This window comes from Bradyrhizobium sp. Rc2d (assembly GCF_900099855.1).
Taxonomy (GTDB): domain Bacteria; phylum Pseudomonadota; class Alphaproteobacteria; order Rhizobiales; family Xanthobacteraceae; genus Bradyrhizobium.
The window spans coordinates 71383-86648 of sequence record NZ_FNCU01000004.1 but is presented as its reverse complement, the minus strand read 5'-3'; the positions used below and the strand labels follow the sequence as shown (position 1 = coordinate 86648).

The following is a 15266-nucleotide window of genomic DNA, read 5'->3' as shown; positions in this document are numbered from 1 at the left end:
TCACCTCGGAAAGCTTCCATGCCGATTACCGATCTGGTCGCACCCGAGGCGATTCTCCCGGCATTGAAAGTCAACAGCAAGAAGCAAGCCTTGCAGGAACTCGCGGCCAAGGCCGCCGAGTTGACCGGGCAGAACGAGCGCTCCGTCTTCGAAGTGCTGCTTCAGCGCGAGAAGCTCGGCACCACCGCAGTCGGCTACGGCGTCGCCATTCCCCACGGCAAGCTGCCCAAGCTGGACAAGATCTTCGGCCTGTTCGCGCGCCTCGATCGCCCGATCGATTTCGAATCGATGGATGGCCAGCCGGTCGATCTCGTCTTCCTGCTGCTCGCCCCCGAAGGCGCCGGCGCCGACCACCTCAAAGCCCTCGCCCGCATCGCCCGCCTGCTGCGCGACCAGGACATCGCCAAAAAACTCCGCGCCTCGCGCGACGCGCAGGCGATCTACTCCGTGCTGGCCTTGCCGCCCGCGACGGCGGCCTGATCTCTCGTCATTGCCGACTGTGAGAGAGTGAGCCTCGCAAGTCGCTCTCATGCCCCGGACGCAGCGCAGCGCTTCCCTCGCGATGCGAAGCATCGTCGAGTGCGGTGCGCTGCAGAGCCGAGGCCCATGTCTCCACATTGTGCGTGTTGCTTTCTGGGTCCCGACTCTGCGCCGCAACGCTTCGCGCTGCACTGCGTCCGGGACACGAGAGTTGGGCACCCTGTAGCCTCACACTTCGTCATTGCGAGCGAAGCGAAGCAATCCAGAATCTCTCCGCGGAGGGATTCTGGATTGCTTCGTCGCAAGTGCTCCTCGCAATGACAATGCGGAAACACTATCGCTGCAAAAAGCAAAACGGGCATGCCTTCTTGCGAAGGCATGCCCGCTTGAAACTCTATTCGTGCGAACGCGCTGCGCTCAGTGCACGCTCACCGCTTGCAGCTCGTTGCTCCAGGCGTTGGCGATCGCGGCTTCCCGGCTGTCGGTCAGCATGATCGGCGTGCCGTCGGCGGCGTGGAGCGCGAAGAGCTTGAGGCCCGGCGCAATCTTGGGCGCCTCGGGGAACAGGTCCGGCACGTCCTCGGAGCGGATCTGCTTCACATAGGCGATATGACCTTCGCCGAGGGTTGCCAGCGTCTCCGGAGAGACATTCTTGGCTTCATATTCGAACGCAACGTGACCTTCACTCATGGTCTCGACTCCTCTGGAACACTAAGCGGTCGAGTCCGCTACTCGTTCCATTATTCGTGCTCATTGATAGCGATTGTCTTAACGATCCTCTCCGGTTCAGGCCGGGCCAGATCGATCGACAACAGCCCGTTCTTCAGATCCGCGCCCAGCACCTGCATCCCCTCCGCCAGCACGAAGGTGCGCTGGAAGTGGCGCGCGGCGATGCCGCGATGGATGTATTGCCGGGTCTTGTCGTCCTGCTGCCGCCCGCGGATCACGAGCTGGTTTTCCTCAATGGTTACATCGAGTTGGTCGCGGGTGAATCCGGCGACCGCCAGCGTGATGCGCAAACGCTCGGGCTGGCCATCCGCGCGGTCGCACCTCTCGATATTGTAGGGAGGATAGCCGTCGGCGCCTTTGACGACCCGATCGAGCACGCGCTCGATCTCGTCGAAGCCCAGCAGAAAGGGACTGGAGAGCGTTGGAACACGAGACATAGTTTACAAAGTCCTCGCAGAAGCGACTTTGGTGTTTCAGGGCCCGGAAGCGGCACCCCTTGGTCAGCAATATGGGCATATCCCCGAGGCGGTTCAAGCAGGTAGCCGGGGAGGCTGTGGATGCCCTGTTTCCGCGCGTGACCAGCACGGCGAATTTGCGGACGATTTATCCCAACGAAAACAAGCCCCTTCTACTGTGCATGGGGTTGTTTTCGCACTTTTTGGTTGGCCGGCCCCTGGAACCGGTCAGGCCTCGATCCGCTTGCGCCCGTCGCCGCTGAACAGGTGCAGCTTCGACCGCACCGCCGCGACGCGGATGTGCTGGCCGATCGCTGGCGCTTCGGTTCCGGGAATGCGGACGATGACCTCGCCCGGCGGCAGCTCGCCGGGAGTGGCGGCGACGCGCTGCTCCTCCTGCTGGCGCGAACCGTAGACGAAGGTTTCGGCGCCGACGCGTTCGATCGCTTCCACCGTCAGCGGCAGCGCGACGCCGCCGGCGGGCGTCTGGTCGGTGATGACGAAATCCTCCGGGCGGATGCCGAGGATGCCGACCTCGCCTGCACCATTGAGCTGCGATCTGATCTCGTCAGGGCGCGTCGACATCAAATTCATCGGTGGTGCCCCGATGAAGGAGGCGACGAAGGTGGTGGCCGGCTTCTCGTAGATCGCGAGGGGATTGCCGACCTGCTCGACCTGGCCGCCATTCATCACCACCAGGATGTCGGCGAGCGTCATCGCCTCGAGCTGGTCATGGGTGACGTAGATCGACGTGGTGTTGAGGCGGCGCTGCAATTTGCGGATCTCGACCCGCATCGCGATGCGCAGTTTTGCGTCGAGATTGGAGAGCGGCTCGTCGAACAGGAACACTTTTGGCTGGCGCACGATGGCGCGGCCCATGGCGACGCGCTGGCGCTGGCCGCCGGAGAGCTGGCGCGGCTTGCGCTCCAGCATGGCGGAGAGTTCGAGCACACGCGCGGCTTCCTCGACGCGGGTCTTGATCTCGGCTTCCGCCATGCCGCGATTGCGCAGGCCGTAAGCCATGTTGTTGTAGACGCTCATATGCGGATAGAGCGCGTAGTTCTGAAACACCATCGCGATGTCGCGATCGGCCGGCTCGATCTGGTTGACGACGCGGCCGCCGATGTCGATCTCGCCGCCGGTGACGGTCTCCAGCCCCGCGACCATGCGCAGCAATGTGGACTTGCCGCAGCCGCTTGGTCCGACCAGCACGCAGAACTGGCCGTCGCCGACATCGACGTCGACGCCCTTGATGGCTTCGAAGCCGCCGGGATAGGTCTTGCGGACGCTGCGCAGGGTGACGTTAGCCATGAAAACTCATTTCCAAGAACCTACTTTTCCGTCTCGACCAGGCCGCGCACGAACAGCTTCTGCATGGCGACGACGACGAACACCGGCGGCAGCATGGCCAACACGGCGGTTGCCATCACGATCGGCCATTCGGTGAGTGCGTCGGTGGTGGTGATCATCTTGCGGATGCCGATCTGGATCGTCTGCATGTCGTCGCGGGTGGTGATCAGCAGCGGCCAGAGATATTGATTCCAACCGAGGATGAACAGGATCACGAACAGCGCCGCCATGTTGGTGCGCGACAGCGGCAGCAGCGTGTCCCAGAAGAAGCGGAAGGGACCGGCGCCGTCGATGCGTGACGCCTCCAGCAGTTCGTCCGGCACCGTCATGAAGAACTGTCGGAACAGCAGCGTCGCGGTGGCGGATGCGATCAGCGGCAGCGACAGGCCGGCATAGCTGTCGAGCATGTGCAGATCGGCGACGATCTTGTAGGTCGGATAGATGCGCACCTCGACCGGTAGCATCAGGGTGATGAAGATGAGCCAGAAGATCGGCATCCGGAACGGAAAGCGGAAATACACGATCGCATAGGCCGAGATGATCGAGATCGCGATCTTGCCGACCGCGATCAGCAGCGCCGTTATCAGCGAGTTCAGCATCATGTTGCCGACCGGCTCGCGGGTCGATCCGCTCGTGCCGACGAAGATGGTCTGATAGTAGGTCTGGAAGAAATGGCCGCCGGGCAGCAGCGACATCTGCCCGTTCGCGATCAGCGCGTTGTCCTGGGTCGAGGCGACGATCGCGATGTAGACGGGAAACGCGACGATCGCGATCCCGATCCAGAGGATGATGTGCGCGACGTAGCGCCGAAAGCCTTCTTCCTCGACCATCAGTAGGTCACCTTGCGTTCGACGAAGCGGAACTGGATCCCCGTCAGCACGATCACCATGATCATCAGGATCACCGATTGCGCCGCCGAGCTACCGAGATTGCCGCCGAGCAGGCCGTCGGAATAGACCTTGTAGACCAGCGTTTCCGTCGACTTGCCGGGACCACCGCGGGTCATGGTATCGATGATGCCGAAGGTATCGAAGAAGGCGTAGACGATGTTGACGACCAGCAGGAAGAAGATGGTCGGCGACAGCAGCGGGAAGGTCACGGTCCAGAACCTGCGCATCGGGCGCGCGCCGTCGATCGCGGCCGCCTCGAGCACGCTTCGGGGGATGCTCTGCAGGCCGGCGAGGAAGAACAGGAAGTTGTAGGAGATCTGCTTCCAGGCGGCGGCGAGGATGATCAGCGTTGCGGCCTGGTCGCCGTCGAGCAGCGGATTCCAGTCGACGCCGAGGGCGCGCAAGTACCGCGAGAGCACGCCCAGCGAGGGGTGCAGCATGAAGATCCAGAGCACGCCGACGACCGGCGGCGCCACCGCATAGGGCCAGATCAAGAGCGTGCGGTACAGCATCGAGCCGCGCAGCGGCTTGTCCGCCATCACCGCGAGCAGCAGTGCAAACGACAGCGACGAGACTGCGATGGCGAACGAGAAGAAGAAGGTCCGCACGATCGCCTCGAAATAGGCGCGGTCCTTCAGAAGCTCGAGATAATTGTCGAACCAGACGAAGCTGGTCGAAAGACCGAAGGCGTCCTGGAGCAGGAAGGACTGGATCACCGCCTGCCAGGCCGGCCAGTAGAAGAAAATCAGGACGATCGCGAGCTGCGGCGCAACCAGCGCGTAGGGCAATAGCTTCGATTGGAAAATGGCTTGCTTTTGCATGATGCCCGCAGGAGCGGCAGGCCGGGTTACCAGCCTGCCGCTGATCGCCTCACTTGACGGCGGTCTTTTCGAACTGGCGCAGCATCGTGTTGCCGCGCTCGACGGCGGCATCCAGCGCCTGCTTGGCGGTCTTCTTGCCGGCGAGCGCCTGCTCGATCTCTTCCGACCAGACGTCACGGAGCTGAACCATGTTGCCGAGGCGCAGGCCGCGGGAGTTCGCGGTCGGCTCCTTGTTGGTCAGCTCGAGCAGCGGGGTCTCGAGATAGGGCTGATCCTTGTAGAAGCCTTCGGCCTTGGCCTTCTCATAGGCCGCCTTGGTGATCGGCAGATAGCCCGAGGCCTTGTGGATGTAGACTTGGCGATCGGTGTCGGAGAGGAAGCTCAGGAATTTCGCGACACCCTTATAATCGTCGGCCGACTTGCCACCCATGACCCAGAGCGAGGCACCGCCGATGATCGAGTTCTGCGGCGCGCCCTTCACGTCGGGATAATAGGGCATCGGGACGGCGGTGAAGTTGAACTTGGCCTGCGCCTTGACGTTGCCGAAGAATGCCGAGGAGGTCAGATAGAGCGGGCATTCGCCTGACGTGAAGCGGCCCTCGCCGGTGTTGGTGCGGCCGGCATAGTCGTAGGTCTTGTCCTTCTGGAGCTCGACCAGCTTCTCGAGGTGCTTGACCTGGACCGGGCTGTTGAATTCGAGCACGGTGTCGAAGCCGTCGAGGCCGTTGGCCTTGGTCGACAGCGGCACGTTGTGCCAGGCGGAGAGCTGCTCGAGATTGACCCAGGTGACCCAGGAGTTGGAGAAGCCGCAGGTCGGATGGCCGTTGTCATGCAGCTTCTTGGCGGCGTCGAACACCTGAGGCCAGGTCTTCGGGATCTCGACATTGGCCTTCTTCAGCTCGTCGAGGTTGACCCACATCACCGTCGACGACGAGTTGAAGGGGAAGGACAGCATCTCGCCCTTCGAGGTCGAGTAGTAGCCGGTGATCGCGGGCAGATAGGCCTTCGGATCGAATTTCTCGCCGGTCTCGGCCATCAGCTTGTACACCGGCTTCACGGCGCCGGTCGCGGCCATCATGGTCGCGGTGCCGACCTCGAACACCTGCATGATGTGCGGGGCGTTGCCGGCGCGGAAGGCGGCGATGCCGGCGTTCATCGTGTCGGCGTAATTGCCTTTGTAGGTCGGGATCACCTTGTAATCGCTCTGCGATGCGTTGAAGTCGTTCGCGAGCTTGACGATGACGTCGTTGTTGGCGCCGGTCATCGCGTGCCACCACTGGATTTCAGTCACGGCCAGGGCCGGCGAGGCCGACACGCCAATCGTGATTGCAACAGCCGCAGCCGCACCAAAATGTCGAAGAGCCATCAAGAAAACCTCCCTTGCCCGTCAATAAAGAAGCGCTTGCGCTAGCAGCGCCATATGACGTTCACATGACTGTGTAAGCGGCCGAAACGAAAGCGGCAAGCGCTGGAAAAGGGAAGCCGGAAAATAGGCGAAGACGTGCGTGTGACCGCGCCGCAGCATTTGGTTGGCGGCGAGCGGATCGATCAGCAGAGCTGGTAGCTCGTGGGCAATGCGTGCGGCCGCAAACTCGAAAACCTCTCCCGCTTGCGGGAGAGGTCGCGCCGAAGGCGCGGGTGAGGGCTCTCTCCGCTTGGGGATTGTCCCGTTTTGGAGACACCCTCTCCCCAACCCTCCCCCGCAAGCGGGGGAGGGAGCGGACCGGCGCCACCGCTCAATCTCTCTTATCTCAGCGCTTGCGCTCGGGCCCGCAGACCACGCCTTTTTCGACCATCGCGTCGATCTCCGCCTTGGAGTAGCCGAACTCGCCCAGCACCTCCGCGGAGTGCTGGCTGAATTTCGGCGGCAGGCGGCGCAGGCTGGGCTTGCTGCGGTCGAGCCGGATCGGCGAGGCCACGCCCTTGTACCAGTCCTTCTCGATGATATCTCCGCGCGCGATTGTGTGCGGGTTGGTCAGCGCCTGGTCGATTTTCTGCACCGGGCCCGCCGGCAGGCCGGCCGCGAGCAGGCGATTGCAGAGCGGCTCGGCCTCGTGCTGGCTGAACACGGCCGCAAGCTCGGCGCGCAGCGCCTCGCGGTTGGCGATGCGGTCCTTGTTGCGGGCAAAGCGCGGATCGGTGCCGAGCTCGGGCTTGCCGATCTCCTTGGCGAGCTTGCGGAAGGTGCCGTCATTGCCGACCCCGATGAAGATGTTGTCGGTTTTCGTCGGGAAGATCGCGTAGGGCACGAGGTTGGGATGCTCGTTGCCGGTGAGCGAGGGCGGCTTGCCGTGCATGAAATAGTTCGCGGTGTGCGGATGCATGATGGCAAGACCGGTCTCGTACAGCGTCGTCTCCAGGAACTGGCCCTGGCCCGAACGTTGCCGCTCCGACAGCGCCATCAGGATGCCGATCGCCGCATAGAGACCGGTGGTGATGTCGACCAGTGGCACGCCGATCCGCATCGGCCCGCTCTCGGGCGAGCCGGTCGCCGCAATCATGCCGGTCATGGCCTGGATGATGGCGTCATAGCCGGGATTGCCGCCGCGCGGGCCGTCGGCGCCGAAGCCGCAGATCCGGCAATGCACGAGGCGCGGGAATTTTGCGCGCAGCACCTCGTTGTCGATGCCCCATTTCTCCAGCGTGCCCGGCTTGAAATTCTCGATCAGGACGTCGGCCGTCTCCAGCATCTTCAGCAGCACGGCGCGGCCGCCCTCGGAGGCGAGGTCGAGGCCGATCGAGCGCTTGTTGCGGTTGATGCCGACGAAATAGGCCGCGTCCTCCTCGTGGAAGGGAGGGCCCCATTCGCGCACCTCGTCGCCCGCGGGCGGCTCGACCTTGATGACGTCGGCGCCGTGGTCGGCGAGGATTTGGGTGCAATAGGGACCGCCGAGCACGCGCGTGAGATCGATGACGCGCAATCCGCTCATGGCACCTGTGGCGGCTTCAGAACTCATGCCTTCGCTTCCCCTGTGTCGACGTTTGATCACAGGCCTAGCGAGGTTCGTGCACGCCAGCAATGGCCCCGCGCGTAGGGCCGTATGCGCCGCAGCGCCTCAATCCCGCGAAGTGGGAAATCACGGAAGCGGCCGGCCCGAGGGGGATCTCGGGCCAGCCAATCCGCACTTCCGGTCAGACGACCGTCAGGCGAACGTCGACATTGCCGCGCGTGGCGTTGGAGTATGGGCACACCTGGTGCGCCTTCTCGACCAGCGCCTCGGCCTCGGCGCGGGCCAGGCCGGGCAGCGAGACGGCCAGATCGATGTCGAGACCGAAGCCGCCCTCGGAGCGCGGGCCGATGCCGACGGTCGAGGTGACGGAGGCGTCGGCGGGAACCTTGGGGCCGCCCTGCGAAGCCACGAACTTCATCGCGCCGATGAAGCAGGCGGCATAGCCGGCCGCGAACAGCTGCTCGGGATTGTTGCCGGCGCCGCCGCCGCCGCCGAGCTCCTTCGGCGTGGTCAGCCTGACGTCGAGCGCGCCGTCGAGGGTCGCAGCATGGCCGTCGCGGCCGCCGGTCGCCTTGGCACTGGTCTTGTAGAGGACGTTCACGGACATTTTCATCTCCCTGGGGGTTCGGGTGGGCGCGATCTGTATCGCAGACAATTAGATTGTGCACAATCTAAATTGCGACGCCTCACATTTAATTGTTCGCAATTGAATATGCGGCCGCCCGGCCCCACAATGCGGGGCAAATCCCGTGAGAGTCCCCATGGCCCGGAAACTATCGGCAGCGGACGCGCCGCTGCGGCTCGACAATCAGATCTGCTTCGCGGTCTATTCGGCCGCGCATGCCTTCAACCGCGTCTACAAGCCGCTGCTCGACCGGCTCGGCCTGACCTATCCGCAATATCTGGTGATGCTGGTGCTGTGGGAGCGCGACGACGTGCCGGTGAAGGACATCGGCGAGAAGCTGTTCCTGGATTCGGGCACGTTGACACCGCTGCTCAAGCGGCTCGAGGCCGCCCATCTCGTCAAACGCACCCGCTCGAGCGAGGACGAGCGTCAGGTGCTGATTGCCCTGACGCCGCAGGGCCAGGCGCTGAAGGACAAGGCGCGCAGCGTGCCGCAATCGATTCTGGCGGCGTCGGACTGCTCGGTGCCGGAACTGGTCGCGATGAAGGACGAGATCGTCGCGCTGCGAGATCGGCTGAATGCGGTGATCGGGGAGTAGGGAAGCTCGTCAGAGCCTAGGAAAGCCGCTTCTTCGTGAAGGCGCGGCCGGAATGAGACTTTAGGTACTTTTCAAACGCCAGAGCTTTGTACTTGTCAGGAAAGGCGCAGTACCAGATCAATTTTCAAGGCTTATATTTAGCGGTGTGGCTAGACTTGCCGGCATTGTGTTCCGGAATTCGCCGCTTCAAATCTTCCGTGGCGCCGATGTATTCCTGATCAGGAAAGTCAACGCTTCGGAGAATGTAGACGTACCACATTGACGGCTATCGCTTGGGTAGTCGTTAAGTGGGCGTCGCACCAGTCCGTCTTCGCCCTTCGGGCTACGCCGGACACCACGCTTCACCCTTCGGGCTCTGCGCGGCTGCGCCACGCGAAGCCCGAAGGGCGAAGCGTGGTGGAGCCAGGCGGGATCGAACCGCCGACCTCTTGCATGCCATGCAAGCGCTCTCCCAGCTGAGCTATGGCCCCTTAACCTTAGACGGGGTGAATCTGGTGGATCACCCCAACCGGCGAGCCCTGGTGACTCGCGCGGTGCACCCTTTTTCACAGATCAGGGCTGATCTCAAGTCTCTTCATCACCTCCGACATCACCAATGATGTCGGTCACGTCCTCATCGCCCTCTTCCTCGTCGGCAATGAAGGTCGAATCATCGTCATCGTCGTCGTCGATGGTCTCGTCGACCTCGATATCGTCCTCGGACTCGGGCACGACAGCCTTGACCTTGCCGGTGTTCTCCTCGGCATCGGCCTCCTCGAGCGACACCAATTCCTCGGCCTCCGCCGGCTCCGGCGCGGTGTCCTGGGCCATACTGCGGGCTTCAGTGCCGCGGGACGCACGTGCGGGAGCGATGGGGGCGATCGGCACCACCTCGCCGGTATAGGGCGAGATCACCGGATTCTTATTGAGGTCATAGAATTTCTTGCCCGTGGTCGGGCAAATACGTTTGGTTCCGAGTTCGGACTTGGCCACGGCAGGAATCCTGGGAATGTCTGAAAAGCGGTGCTTCACTTGGCTAGTTGGCGGCCCGCTGTCAATAGCGCATTACGGAAGAACGACATGCCCGTGACGGGGCGCGGACCATGTGGTACCTGCGGCCCAGCCTTCAAGGCATCCAAGGACACAATCTTGACCCATTCCGACCAACCGAGGCCGCTCCAGTCTCGCGCCAGCGGCCCCCTGACCGGGAAAGTACGGGTGCCCGGGGACAAGTCGATCTCCCACCGTGCCCTGATCCTCGGCGCGCTCGCGGTCGGCGAGACCCGCATTTCGGGACTGCTTGAGGGCGAAGACGTCCTTAACACCGCCAAATCAATGCAGGCGCTGGGCGCCAGGGTCGAACGCACCGGCGATTTCGCCTGGACGGTGAACGGCGTCGGCGTCGGCGGCTTCGCCCCGCCCAAGGCGGCGCTGGATTTCGGCAACTCCGGCACCGGCTGCCGCCTGGTCATGGGCGCCGTTGCGGGGTGCCCGATCTCGGCAGTGTTCGACGGCGATGCCTCGCTGCGCAGCCGCCCGATGCGCCGGATCCTCGACCCGCTCGAACAGATGGGCGCGAAGGTCGTGTCGGGCGGCGAGGGCGGCCGTCTGCCGCTGACCCTCCAGGGCGCGCGCGATCCGCTTCCGATCACCTACAAGACCCCGGTCGCCTCGGCCCAGATCAAATCGGCCGTGCTGCTGGCGGGCCTGGCTGCGCCTGGCACCACCACGGTGATTGAGACCGAGGCGAGCCGCGATCATACCGAGCTGATGCTGAAGCATTTCGGAGCCGACATCACATCAGTGCAGGAAGGCCAGCACGGCCGCCGCATCACGCTGGTCGGCCAGCCTGAGCTGCACGGTGCCACCGTTGTCGTGCCCGCGGATCCCTCGTCGGCGGCCTTCCCGGTCGTCGCGGCGTTGATCGCCGAGGGCTCCGACGTCATCCTGTCGGATGTCATGACCAATCCGCTGCGCACCGGGCTGTTCACCACGCTCCGCGAAATGGGCGCCTCGATCGAGGAAAACGACGTCCGTCGCGATGCCGGCGAGCCGATGGCGCAATTGCGCGTGCGCGCGTCAAAACTGCGCGGTGTCGAGGTGCCGCCGGAGCGCGCGCCGTCGATGATCGACGAATATCTGGTGCTGGCGGTCGCAGCCGCCTTCGCCGAAGGCACGACGATCATGCGCGGCCTGCAAGAGCTGCGCGTCAAGGAATCCGATCGGCTGGAAGCCACGGCTGCCATGCTCCGCGTCAACGGCGTGAAGGTCGAGGTCTCCGGCGACGATCTGATCGTCGAGGGCCACGGTCACGTGCCCGGCGGCGGCGTTGTTGCCACCCATATGGATCATCGCATCGCGATGTCCGCGCTGGTGATGGGTTGCGCGTCCGACCAGCCGGTGAGCGTCGACGACACCGCCTTCATCGCCACCAGCTTTCCGGACTTCATCCCGATGATGCGTTCGCTAGGGGCCGAGCTTTCATGATCATCGCCATCGACGGGCCCGCAGCCTCGGGCAAGGGGACGCTCGGCAAGCGCCTCGCCCACCATTACGGTTATCGTCATCTCGATACCGGCGTAATCTATCGCGCGGTGGCTTACGAGCTGATGCAGTCCGGTCACGATCTCCGCGATGAAGCCGCGGCGGTCGCGGCGGCGCTGGAGCTCGACCCCGAAAGGTTCGGCAATCCCGCCCTGAAGACCCAGAAGGTCGGCGAGGGGGCCTCCATCGTTTCGGCGATCCCTGGGGTTCGCGAGGCCCTGGTCAATTTCCAGCGGCAATTCGCCGCTGATCCGCCCGGGGCCGTGCTCGATGGCCGGGACATTGGAACCGTGATCTGCCCCCATGCCGACGTGAAGATTTTCGTCGTCGCCGATCCCAAGGTCCGCGCCCATCGCCGGACCATGGAGGCGAGGGCGCGGGGGGAGGAGGCGGACGAGGCGGCCGTGCTCGCCGACATCGTCCAGCGCGACGAGCGCGACAAGAACCGGCTGATTGCGCCTTTAAAACCAGCCCCGGATGCTCACTTGCTTGATAACTCCCAACTGGATATAGAAGGCGGCGTCCGGGCCGCCATCGACATTATCGAGGCTGTCCGAGCGGGCCGGTCGCGGGGTTAAGCCGCAGCCGTCATTGGAGGAAGCGCCCGCTCCCGCTCTTTGAGGTCGATAACCTTCGGTCCCTGTTGGGGACCGGCGCGATCCAGGCTCCGGACAACGATTCCACGTATCGAACGCGCGGGCCTCAGCCGGCCCGCTTCCGCAGTTCCGGCGCCGAGCCGGAGCAGCGAGCGGTCGCTCGAAGGTCTTGCGGACCTTCCGACACTGCGTGTGCGATGCGCCCATGAACCCAACGGCCGGCAAGACATCCGCAACTGGAGAACAAATGGCTTCGACTTCTGCTGATACCTATAGCCCCTCGCGCGACGATTTCGCCGCGATGCTCGACGAGTCCTTCGCAGGTGGCAACCTGCAGGAAAGCTCCGTCGTCAAGGGCAAGGTGGTTGCAATTGAAAAGGACATGGCCGTCATCGACGTCGGCCTGAAGACCGAGGGCCGCGTGGCCCTGCGCGAATTTTCCGGCCCCGGCCGTGACAGCGACCTCAAGGTCGGCGACGAGGTGGAAGTGTTCCTCGATCGCATCGAGAACGCCCTCGGCGAAGCCGTGTTGTCGCGCGACAAGGCGCGCCGCGAAGAGAGCTGGGGCAAGCTCGAGAAGGCGTTCCAGAACAACGAGAAGGTCAACGGCGTCATCTTCAACCAGGTCAAGGGCGGCTTCACCGTCGATCTCGACGGTGCCGTGGCCTTCCTGCCGCGCTCGCAGGTCGACATCCGTCCGATCCGCGACGTTGCGCCGCTGATGAACAACTCGCAGCCGTTCCAGATCCTCAAGATGGACCGCCGTCGCGGCAACATCGTGGTGTCCCGCCGCACCGTGCTGGAAGAGACCCGCGCCGAGCAGCGTCAGGAGCTGGTGCAGAACCTCGAAGAGGGTCAGGTCATCGACGGCGTGGTCAAGAACATCACCGATTACGGTGCGTTCGTTGACCTCGGCGGCATCGACGGCCTGCTCCACGTCACCGACATCGCCTGGCGCCGCGTCAACCACCCGACCGAGGTGCTCTCGATCGGCCAGACCGTGAAGGTCAAGATCATCAAGATCAACCACGAGACGCATCGCATCTCGCTGGGCATGAAGCAGCTCTTGGACGATCCGTGGCAGGGCATCGAAGCCAAGTACCCGCTGGGTGCCCGCTTCACCGGCCGCGTCACCAACATCACCGACTACGGCGCGTTCGTCGAGCTCGAGCCGGGCATCGAAGGCCTGATCCACGTCTCCGAGATGTCGTGGACCAAGAAGAACATGCACCCCGGCAAGATCGTCTCGACCTCGCAGGAAGTCGATGTGCAGGTGCTGGAAGTCGATTCCGTCAAGCGCCGCATCTCGCTCGGCCTCAAGCAGACCATGCGCAACCCCTGGGAGGTCTTCGTCGAAGGTCACCCGACCGGTTCGGTGGTCGAGGGCGAGGTCAAGAACAAGACCGAGTTCGGTCTGTTCCTGGGTCTCGAAGGCGACGTCGACGGCATGGTCCACCTCTCCGACCTCGACTGGAAGCTTCCGGGCGAGCAGGTGATCGACAACTACAAGAAGGGCGACATGGTGAAGGCCGTGGTGCTCGATGTGGACGTCGAGAAGGAGCGCATCTCGCTCGGCATCAAGCAGCTCGAAGGCGACCCCTTCGCCGAGCCGGGCGATGTCAAGAAGGGCGCGGTCGTGACCTGCGAAGTGCTCGAAGTGAAGGAGAGCGGCATCGAGGTGAAGATCGCCGGTACCGACTTCTCGACCTTCATCAAGCGCTCCGAGCTCGCCCGTGACCGCAACGACCAGCGTGCCGAACGCTTCGCCGTCGGCGAGAAGGTCGATGCCCGCGTGATCCAGTTCGACAAGAAGGCCCGCAAGGTCCAGGTGTCGATCAAGGCGCTCGAAGTCGCCGAAGAGAAGGAAGCCATCGCGCAGTACGGCTCCTCCGATTCGGGTGCGACGCTCGGCGACATCTTGGGCACCGCGCTCAAGAACCGCGACAACAAGTAAGCGAAACGCAGGTTTCGCTGACATCAAAGCCCCGGCGCGAGCCGGGGCTTTTTTGTTGCGCTTGTAGCCGGATGGAGCGCAAGCGTGATCCGGGGTCGTTGCCTCACGGACGGACTGTCCCGGATTTCGCTGCGCTCCATCCGGGCTACGCACCTACCGCGGTCACAGCCTTGTTTTCTTCAAATTGCGCCGCAATTGATGTATCCAGATAAGCCGTTGGTCACGCTGTGACGGCACAACGGGCCTAGCCATTCATTTGGAGATATTCCGATGTCGCTCGATTCTGACATCATCGTCGATCGCCGCAGGATCCGCCGCAAGCTGACGTTCTGGCGCGTGATCGCAGCGTTGATCGCGATCGCGGCGATCGCGAGCTTCGCGCTGATCGCGACGCCAGGTGCGCGCGGTACGTTCGTATCTGCCGGGTCGATCGCGCGTGTCCACATCGACGGCCTGATCCGCAGCGATTCCGATCGCACCCAGGCGCTGGAGCGGCTGGAGAATTCGCAGGCCGCGGCTGTCATCGTTCACATCAACTCGCCGGGCGGCACCACCGCCGGCTCCGAGCAGCTCTACGATTCGCTCACCCGGCTAAAGGCGAAGAAGCCGCTCGTCGTCGTGGTCGAAGGCCTTGCAGCCTCCGGCGGCTACATCACCGCGATTGCGAGCGACCACATCATCGCCCAGCAGAGCTCGCTGGTCGGCTCGATCGGCGTGCTGTTCCAGTATCCGAACGTCACCGAGCTTTTGAAGACCATCGGCGTCAAGGTCGAGGAGGTGAAGTCGTCGCCGCTGAAGGCCGCGCCCAATGGTTTCGAGCCCACCAGCCCCGAGGCGCGCGCCGCGCTCGATGCGCTGGTGAAGGACTCCTACGCCTGGTTCAGGGGATTGGTGAAGGAGCGGCGTGGCATGGATGACACGCAGCTCGAGAAAGTTGCCGATGGCCGCGTCTTCACCGGCCGCCAGGCGATCGATCTCAAGCTGATCGATCAGATCGGCGACGAGAAGACGGCGGTGACCTGGCTGGTCGAGCAGAAGGGCGTCAAGAAAGGGCTCAGCGTGCGCGATTACAAGCTCCAGCCGCGCTTTGGCGATCTGCCGTTTCTCAAGACGGCCGCCGCCGTGACGCTGGAAGCACTGGGTTTAGGCTCGATTGCGCATCAAATCGGGCAAACCGGCGTCGCACAGGCGGTCGATCGGTTCGGAATGGATGGAATGCTGGCCCTGTGGCAGCCGGCCGCCTCAAACTGACGGGAACTGGGCGAGTCCGAGAGCTTTTTCCCGCGGGGCGGGT

General features: G+C 63.7%; 15 protein-coding genes, 1 tRNA gene and 1 pseudogene. 6 read left to right on the top strand and 11 right to left on the bottom strand.

Features of this window, described 5'->3' with window-relative positions:
* Positions 1 to 18 precede the first annotated feature (18 nt).
* Positions 19 to 480 (top strand): PTS IIA-like nitrogen regulatory protein PtsN, encoded by a 462-nt coding sequence (gene ptsN / locus BLV07_RS08190; protein ID WP_091882367.1) that lies wholly within the window; start codon positions 19 to 21, stop codon positions 478 to 480.
* A 417-nt stretch (positions 481 to 897) separates the two neighbouring features.
* Here ptsN and BLV07_RS08180 read toward each other — a convergent pair whose 3' ends face one another.
* The 8 genes from BLV07_RS08180 to BLV07_RS08140 all read right to left on the bottom strand — a co-directional run bounded on the left by BLV07_RS08180 (position 898) and on the right by BLV07_RS08140 (position 8283).
* Positions 898 to 1170 (bottom strand): BQ00720 family protein, encoded by a 273-nt coding sequence (locus tag BLV07_RS08180; RefSeq protein WP_035704148.1) that lies wholly within the window; start codon positions 1168 to 1170, stop codon positions 898 to 900.
* 50 nt (positions 1171 to 1220) lie between these two features.
* Positions 1221 to 1646 carry an Hsp20 family protein gene (locus BLV07_RS08175; protein ID WP_091882361.1) on the bottom strand — a complete coding sequence of 142 codons (426 nt, stop codon included), beginning with the start codon at positions 1644 to 1646 and terminating at the stop codon, positions 1221 to 1223.
* A gap of 246 nt (positions 1647 to 1892) precedes the next feature.
* Positions 1893 to 2975 (bottom strand): sn-glycerol-3-phosphate import ATP-binding protein UgpC, encoded by a 1083-nt coding sequence (locus tag BLV07_RS08170; protein WP_091882358.1) that lies wholly within the window; start codon positions 2973 to 2975, stop codon positions 1893 to 1895.
* A 20-nt stretch (positions 2976 to 2995) separates the two neighbouring features.
* Positions 2996 to 3844 (bottom strand): sn-glycerol-3-phosphate ABC transporter permease UgpE, encoded by an 849-nt coding sequence (gene ugpE / locus BLV07_RS08165; RefSeq protein WP_091882354.1) that lies wholly within the window; start codon positions 3842 to 3844, stop codon positions 2996 to 2998.
* Positions 3844 to 4725 carry a sn-glycerol-3-phosphate ABC transporter permease UgpA gene (gene ugpA, locus BLV07_RS08160; protein WP_091882351.1) on the bottom strand — a complete coding sequence of 294 codons (882 nt, stop codon included), beginning with the start codon at positions 4723 to 4725 and terminating at the stop codon, positions 3844 to 3846. Before ugpA ends, ugpE begins: the two co-directional genes overlap by 1 nt.
* A gap of 49 nt (positions 4726 to 4774) precedes the next feature.
* Positions 4775 to 6091: a sn-glycerol-3-phosphate ABC transporter substrate-binding protein UgpB gene (gene ugpB, locus BLV07_RS08155; RefSeq protein WP_091882348.1), complete on the bottom strand. Its 1317-nt coding sequence runs from the start codon at positions 6089 to 6091 to the stop codon at positions 4775 to 4777.
* 385 nt (positions 6092 to 6476) lie between these two features.
* Positions 6477 to 7682 carry a CaiB/BaiF CoA transferase family protein gene (locus BLV07_RS08145; protein WP_091882343.1) on the bottom strand — a complete coding sequence of 402 codons (1206 nt, stop codon included), beginning with the start codon at positions 7680 to 7682 and terminating at the stop codon, positions 6477 to 6479.
* 175 nt (positions 7683 to 7857) lie between these two features.
* Entirely contained in the window at positions 7858 to 8283 is a 426-nt protein-coding gene (locus BLV07_RS08140; protein WP_091883018.1) for an organic hydroperoxide resistance protein, read from the bottom strand.
* Positions 8284 to 8437: 154 nt separating this feature from the next.
* On the opposite strand from BLV07_RS08140, the gene BLV07_RS08135 reads away from it, so the two are divergent.
* A complete protein-coding gene (locus BLV07_RS08135) occupies positions 8438 to 8899 on the top strand; it encodes a MarR family winged helix-turn-helix transcriptional regulator (protein ID WP_091882340.1) in 462 nt (153 codons plus the stop codon).
* A 16-nt stretch (positions 8900 to 8915) separates the two neighbouring features.
* Here the strand turns inward: BLV07_RS08135 and BLV07_RS08130 are convergent.
* The 3 genes and pseudogenes from BLV07_RS08130 to BLV07_RS08120 all read right to left on the bottom strand — a co-directional run bounded on the left by BLV07_RS08130 (position 8916) and on the right by BLV07_RS08120 (position 9871).
* Positions 8916 to 9158: pseudogene (locus BLV07_RS08130) on the bottom strand (GIY-YIG nuclease family protein).
* 135 nt (positions 9159 to 9293) lie between these two features.
* Positions 9294 to 9369: transfer RNA gene (locus BLV07_RS08125), tRNA-Ala, on the bottom strand.
* A 94-nt stretch (positions 9370 to 9463) separates the two neighbouring features.
* Complete coding sequence (locus BLV07_RS08120) at positions 9464 to 9871, bottom strand: TIGR02300 family protein (protein WP_091882337.1); 408 nt, start codon at positions 9869 to 9871, stop codon at positions 9464 to 9466.
* 156 nt (positions 9872 to 10027) lie between these two features.
* On the opposite strand from BLV07_RS08120, the gene aroA reads away from it, so the two are divergent.
* From aroA to sppA, 4 genes are all read left to right on the top strand, one after another.
* A complete protein-coding gene (gene aroA / locus BLV07_RS08115) occupies positions 10028 to 11365 on the top strand; it encodes a 3-phosphoshikimate 1-carboxyvinyltransferase (RefSeq protein WP_176945408.1) in 1338 nt (445 codons plus the stop codon).
* A complete protein-coding gene (gene cmk, locus BLV07_RS08110) occupies positions 11362 to 12000 on the top strand; it encodes a (d)CMP kinase (protein WP_091882330.1) in 639 nt (212 codons plus the stop codon). Before aroA ends, cmk begins: the two co-directional genes overlap by 4 nt.
* Positions 12001 to 12265: 265 nt before the next feature.
* Positions 12266 to 13972, top strand: coding sequence for a 30S ribosomal protein S1 (gene rpsA / locus BLV07_RS08105; protein ID WP_164934835.1), 1707 nt, complete (start codon positions 12266 to 12268; stop codon positions 13970 to 13972).
* A gap of 270 nt (positions 13973 to 14242) precedes the next feature.
* Positions 14243 to 15223 (top strand): signal peptide peptidase SppA, encoded by a 981-nt coding sequence (sppA, locus tag BLV07_RS08100; RefSeq protein ID WP_091882322.1) that lies wholly within the window; start codon positions 14243 to 14245, stop codon positions 15221 to 15223.
* Positions 15224 to 15266: the final 43 nt, after the last annotated feature.

Excerpts from the sequence above, each read along its gene's own strand:
- ptsN (WP_091882367.1), top strand. The coding sequence starts at position 19 with ATGCCGATTACCGATCTGGTCGCACCCGAGGCGATTCTCCCGGCATTG.
- BLV07_RS08180 (WP_035704148.1), bottom strand. The coding sequence starts at position 1,170 with ATGAGTGAAGGTCACGTTGCGTTCGAATATGAAGCCAAGAATGTCTCT.
- BLV07_RS08175 (WP_091882361.1), bottom strand. The coding sequence starts at position 1,646 with ATGTCTCGTGTTCCAACGCTCTCCAGTCCCTTTCTGCTGGGCTTCGAC.
- BLV07_RS08170 (WP_091882358.1), bottom strand. The coding sequence starts at position 2,975 with ATGGCTAACGTCACCCTGCGCAGCGTCCGCAAGACCTATCCCGGCGGC.
- ugpE (WP_091882354.1), bottom strand. The coding sequence starts at position 3,844 with ATGGTCGAGGAAGAAGGCTTTCGGCGCTACGTCGCGCACATCATCCTC.
- ugpA (WP_091882351.1), bottom strand. The coding sequence starts at position 4,725 with ATGCAAAAGCAAGCCATTTTCCAATCGAAGCTATTGCCCTACGCGCTG.
- ugpB (WP_091882348.1), bottom strand. The coding sequence starts at position 6,091 with ATGGCTCTTCGACATTTTGGTGCGGCTGCGGCTGTTGCAATCACGATT.
- BLV07_RS08145 (WP_091882343.1), bottom strand. The coding sequence starts at position 7,682 with ATGAGTTCTGAAGCCGCCACAGGTGCCATGAGCGGATTGCGCGTCATC.
- BLV07_RS08140 (WP_091883018.1), bottom strand. The coding sequence starts at position 8,283 with ATGTCCGTGAACGTCCTCTACAAGACCAGTGCCAAGGCGACCGGCGGC.
- BLV07_RS08135 (WP_091882340.1), top strand. The coding sequence starts at position 8,438 with ATGGCCCGGAAACTATCGGCAGCGGACGCGCCGCTGCGGCTCGACAAT.
- cmk (WP_091882330.1), top strand. The coding sequence starts at position 11,362 with ATGATCATCGCCATCGACGGGCCCGCAGCCTCGGGCAAGGGGACGCTC.
- rpsA (WP_164934835.1), top strand. The coding sequence starts at position 12,266 with ATGGCTTCGACTTCTGCTGATACCTATAGCCCCTCGCGCGACGATTTC.
- sppA (WP_091882322.1), top strand. The coding sequence starts at position 14,243 with ATGTCGCTCGATTCTGACATCATCGTCGATCGCCGCAGGATCCGCCGC.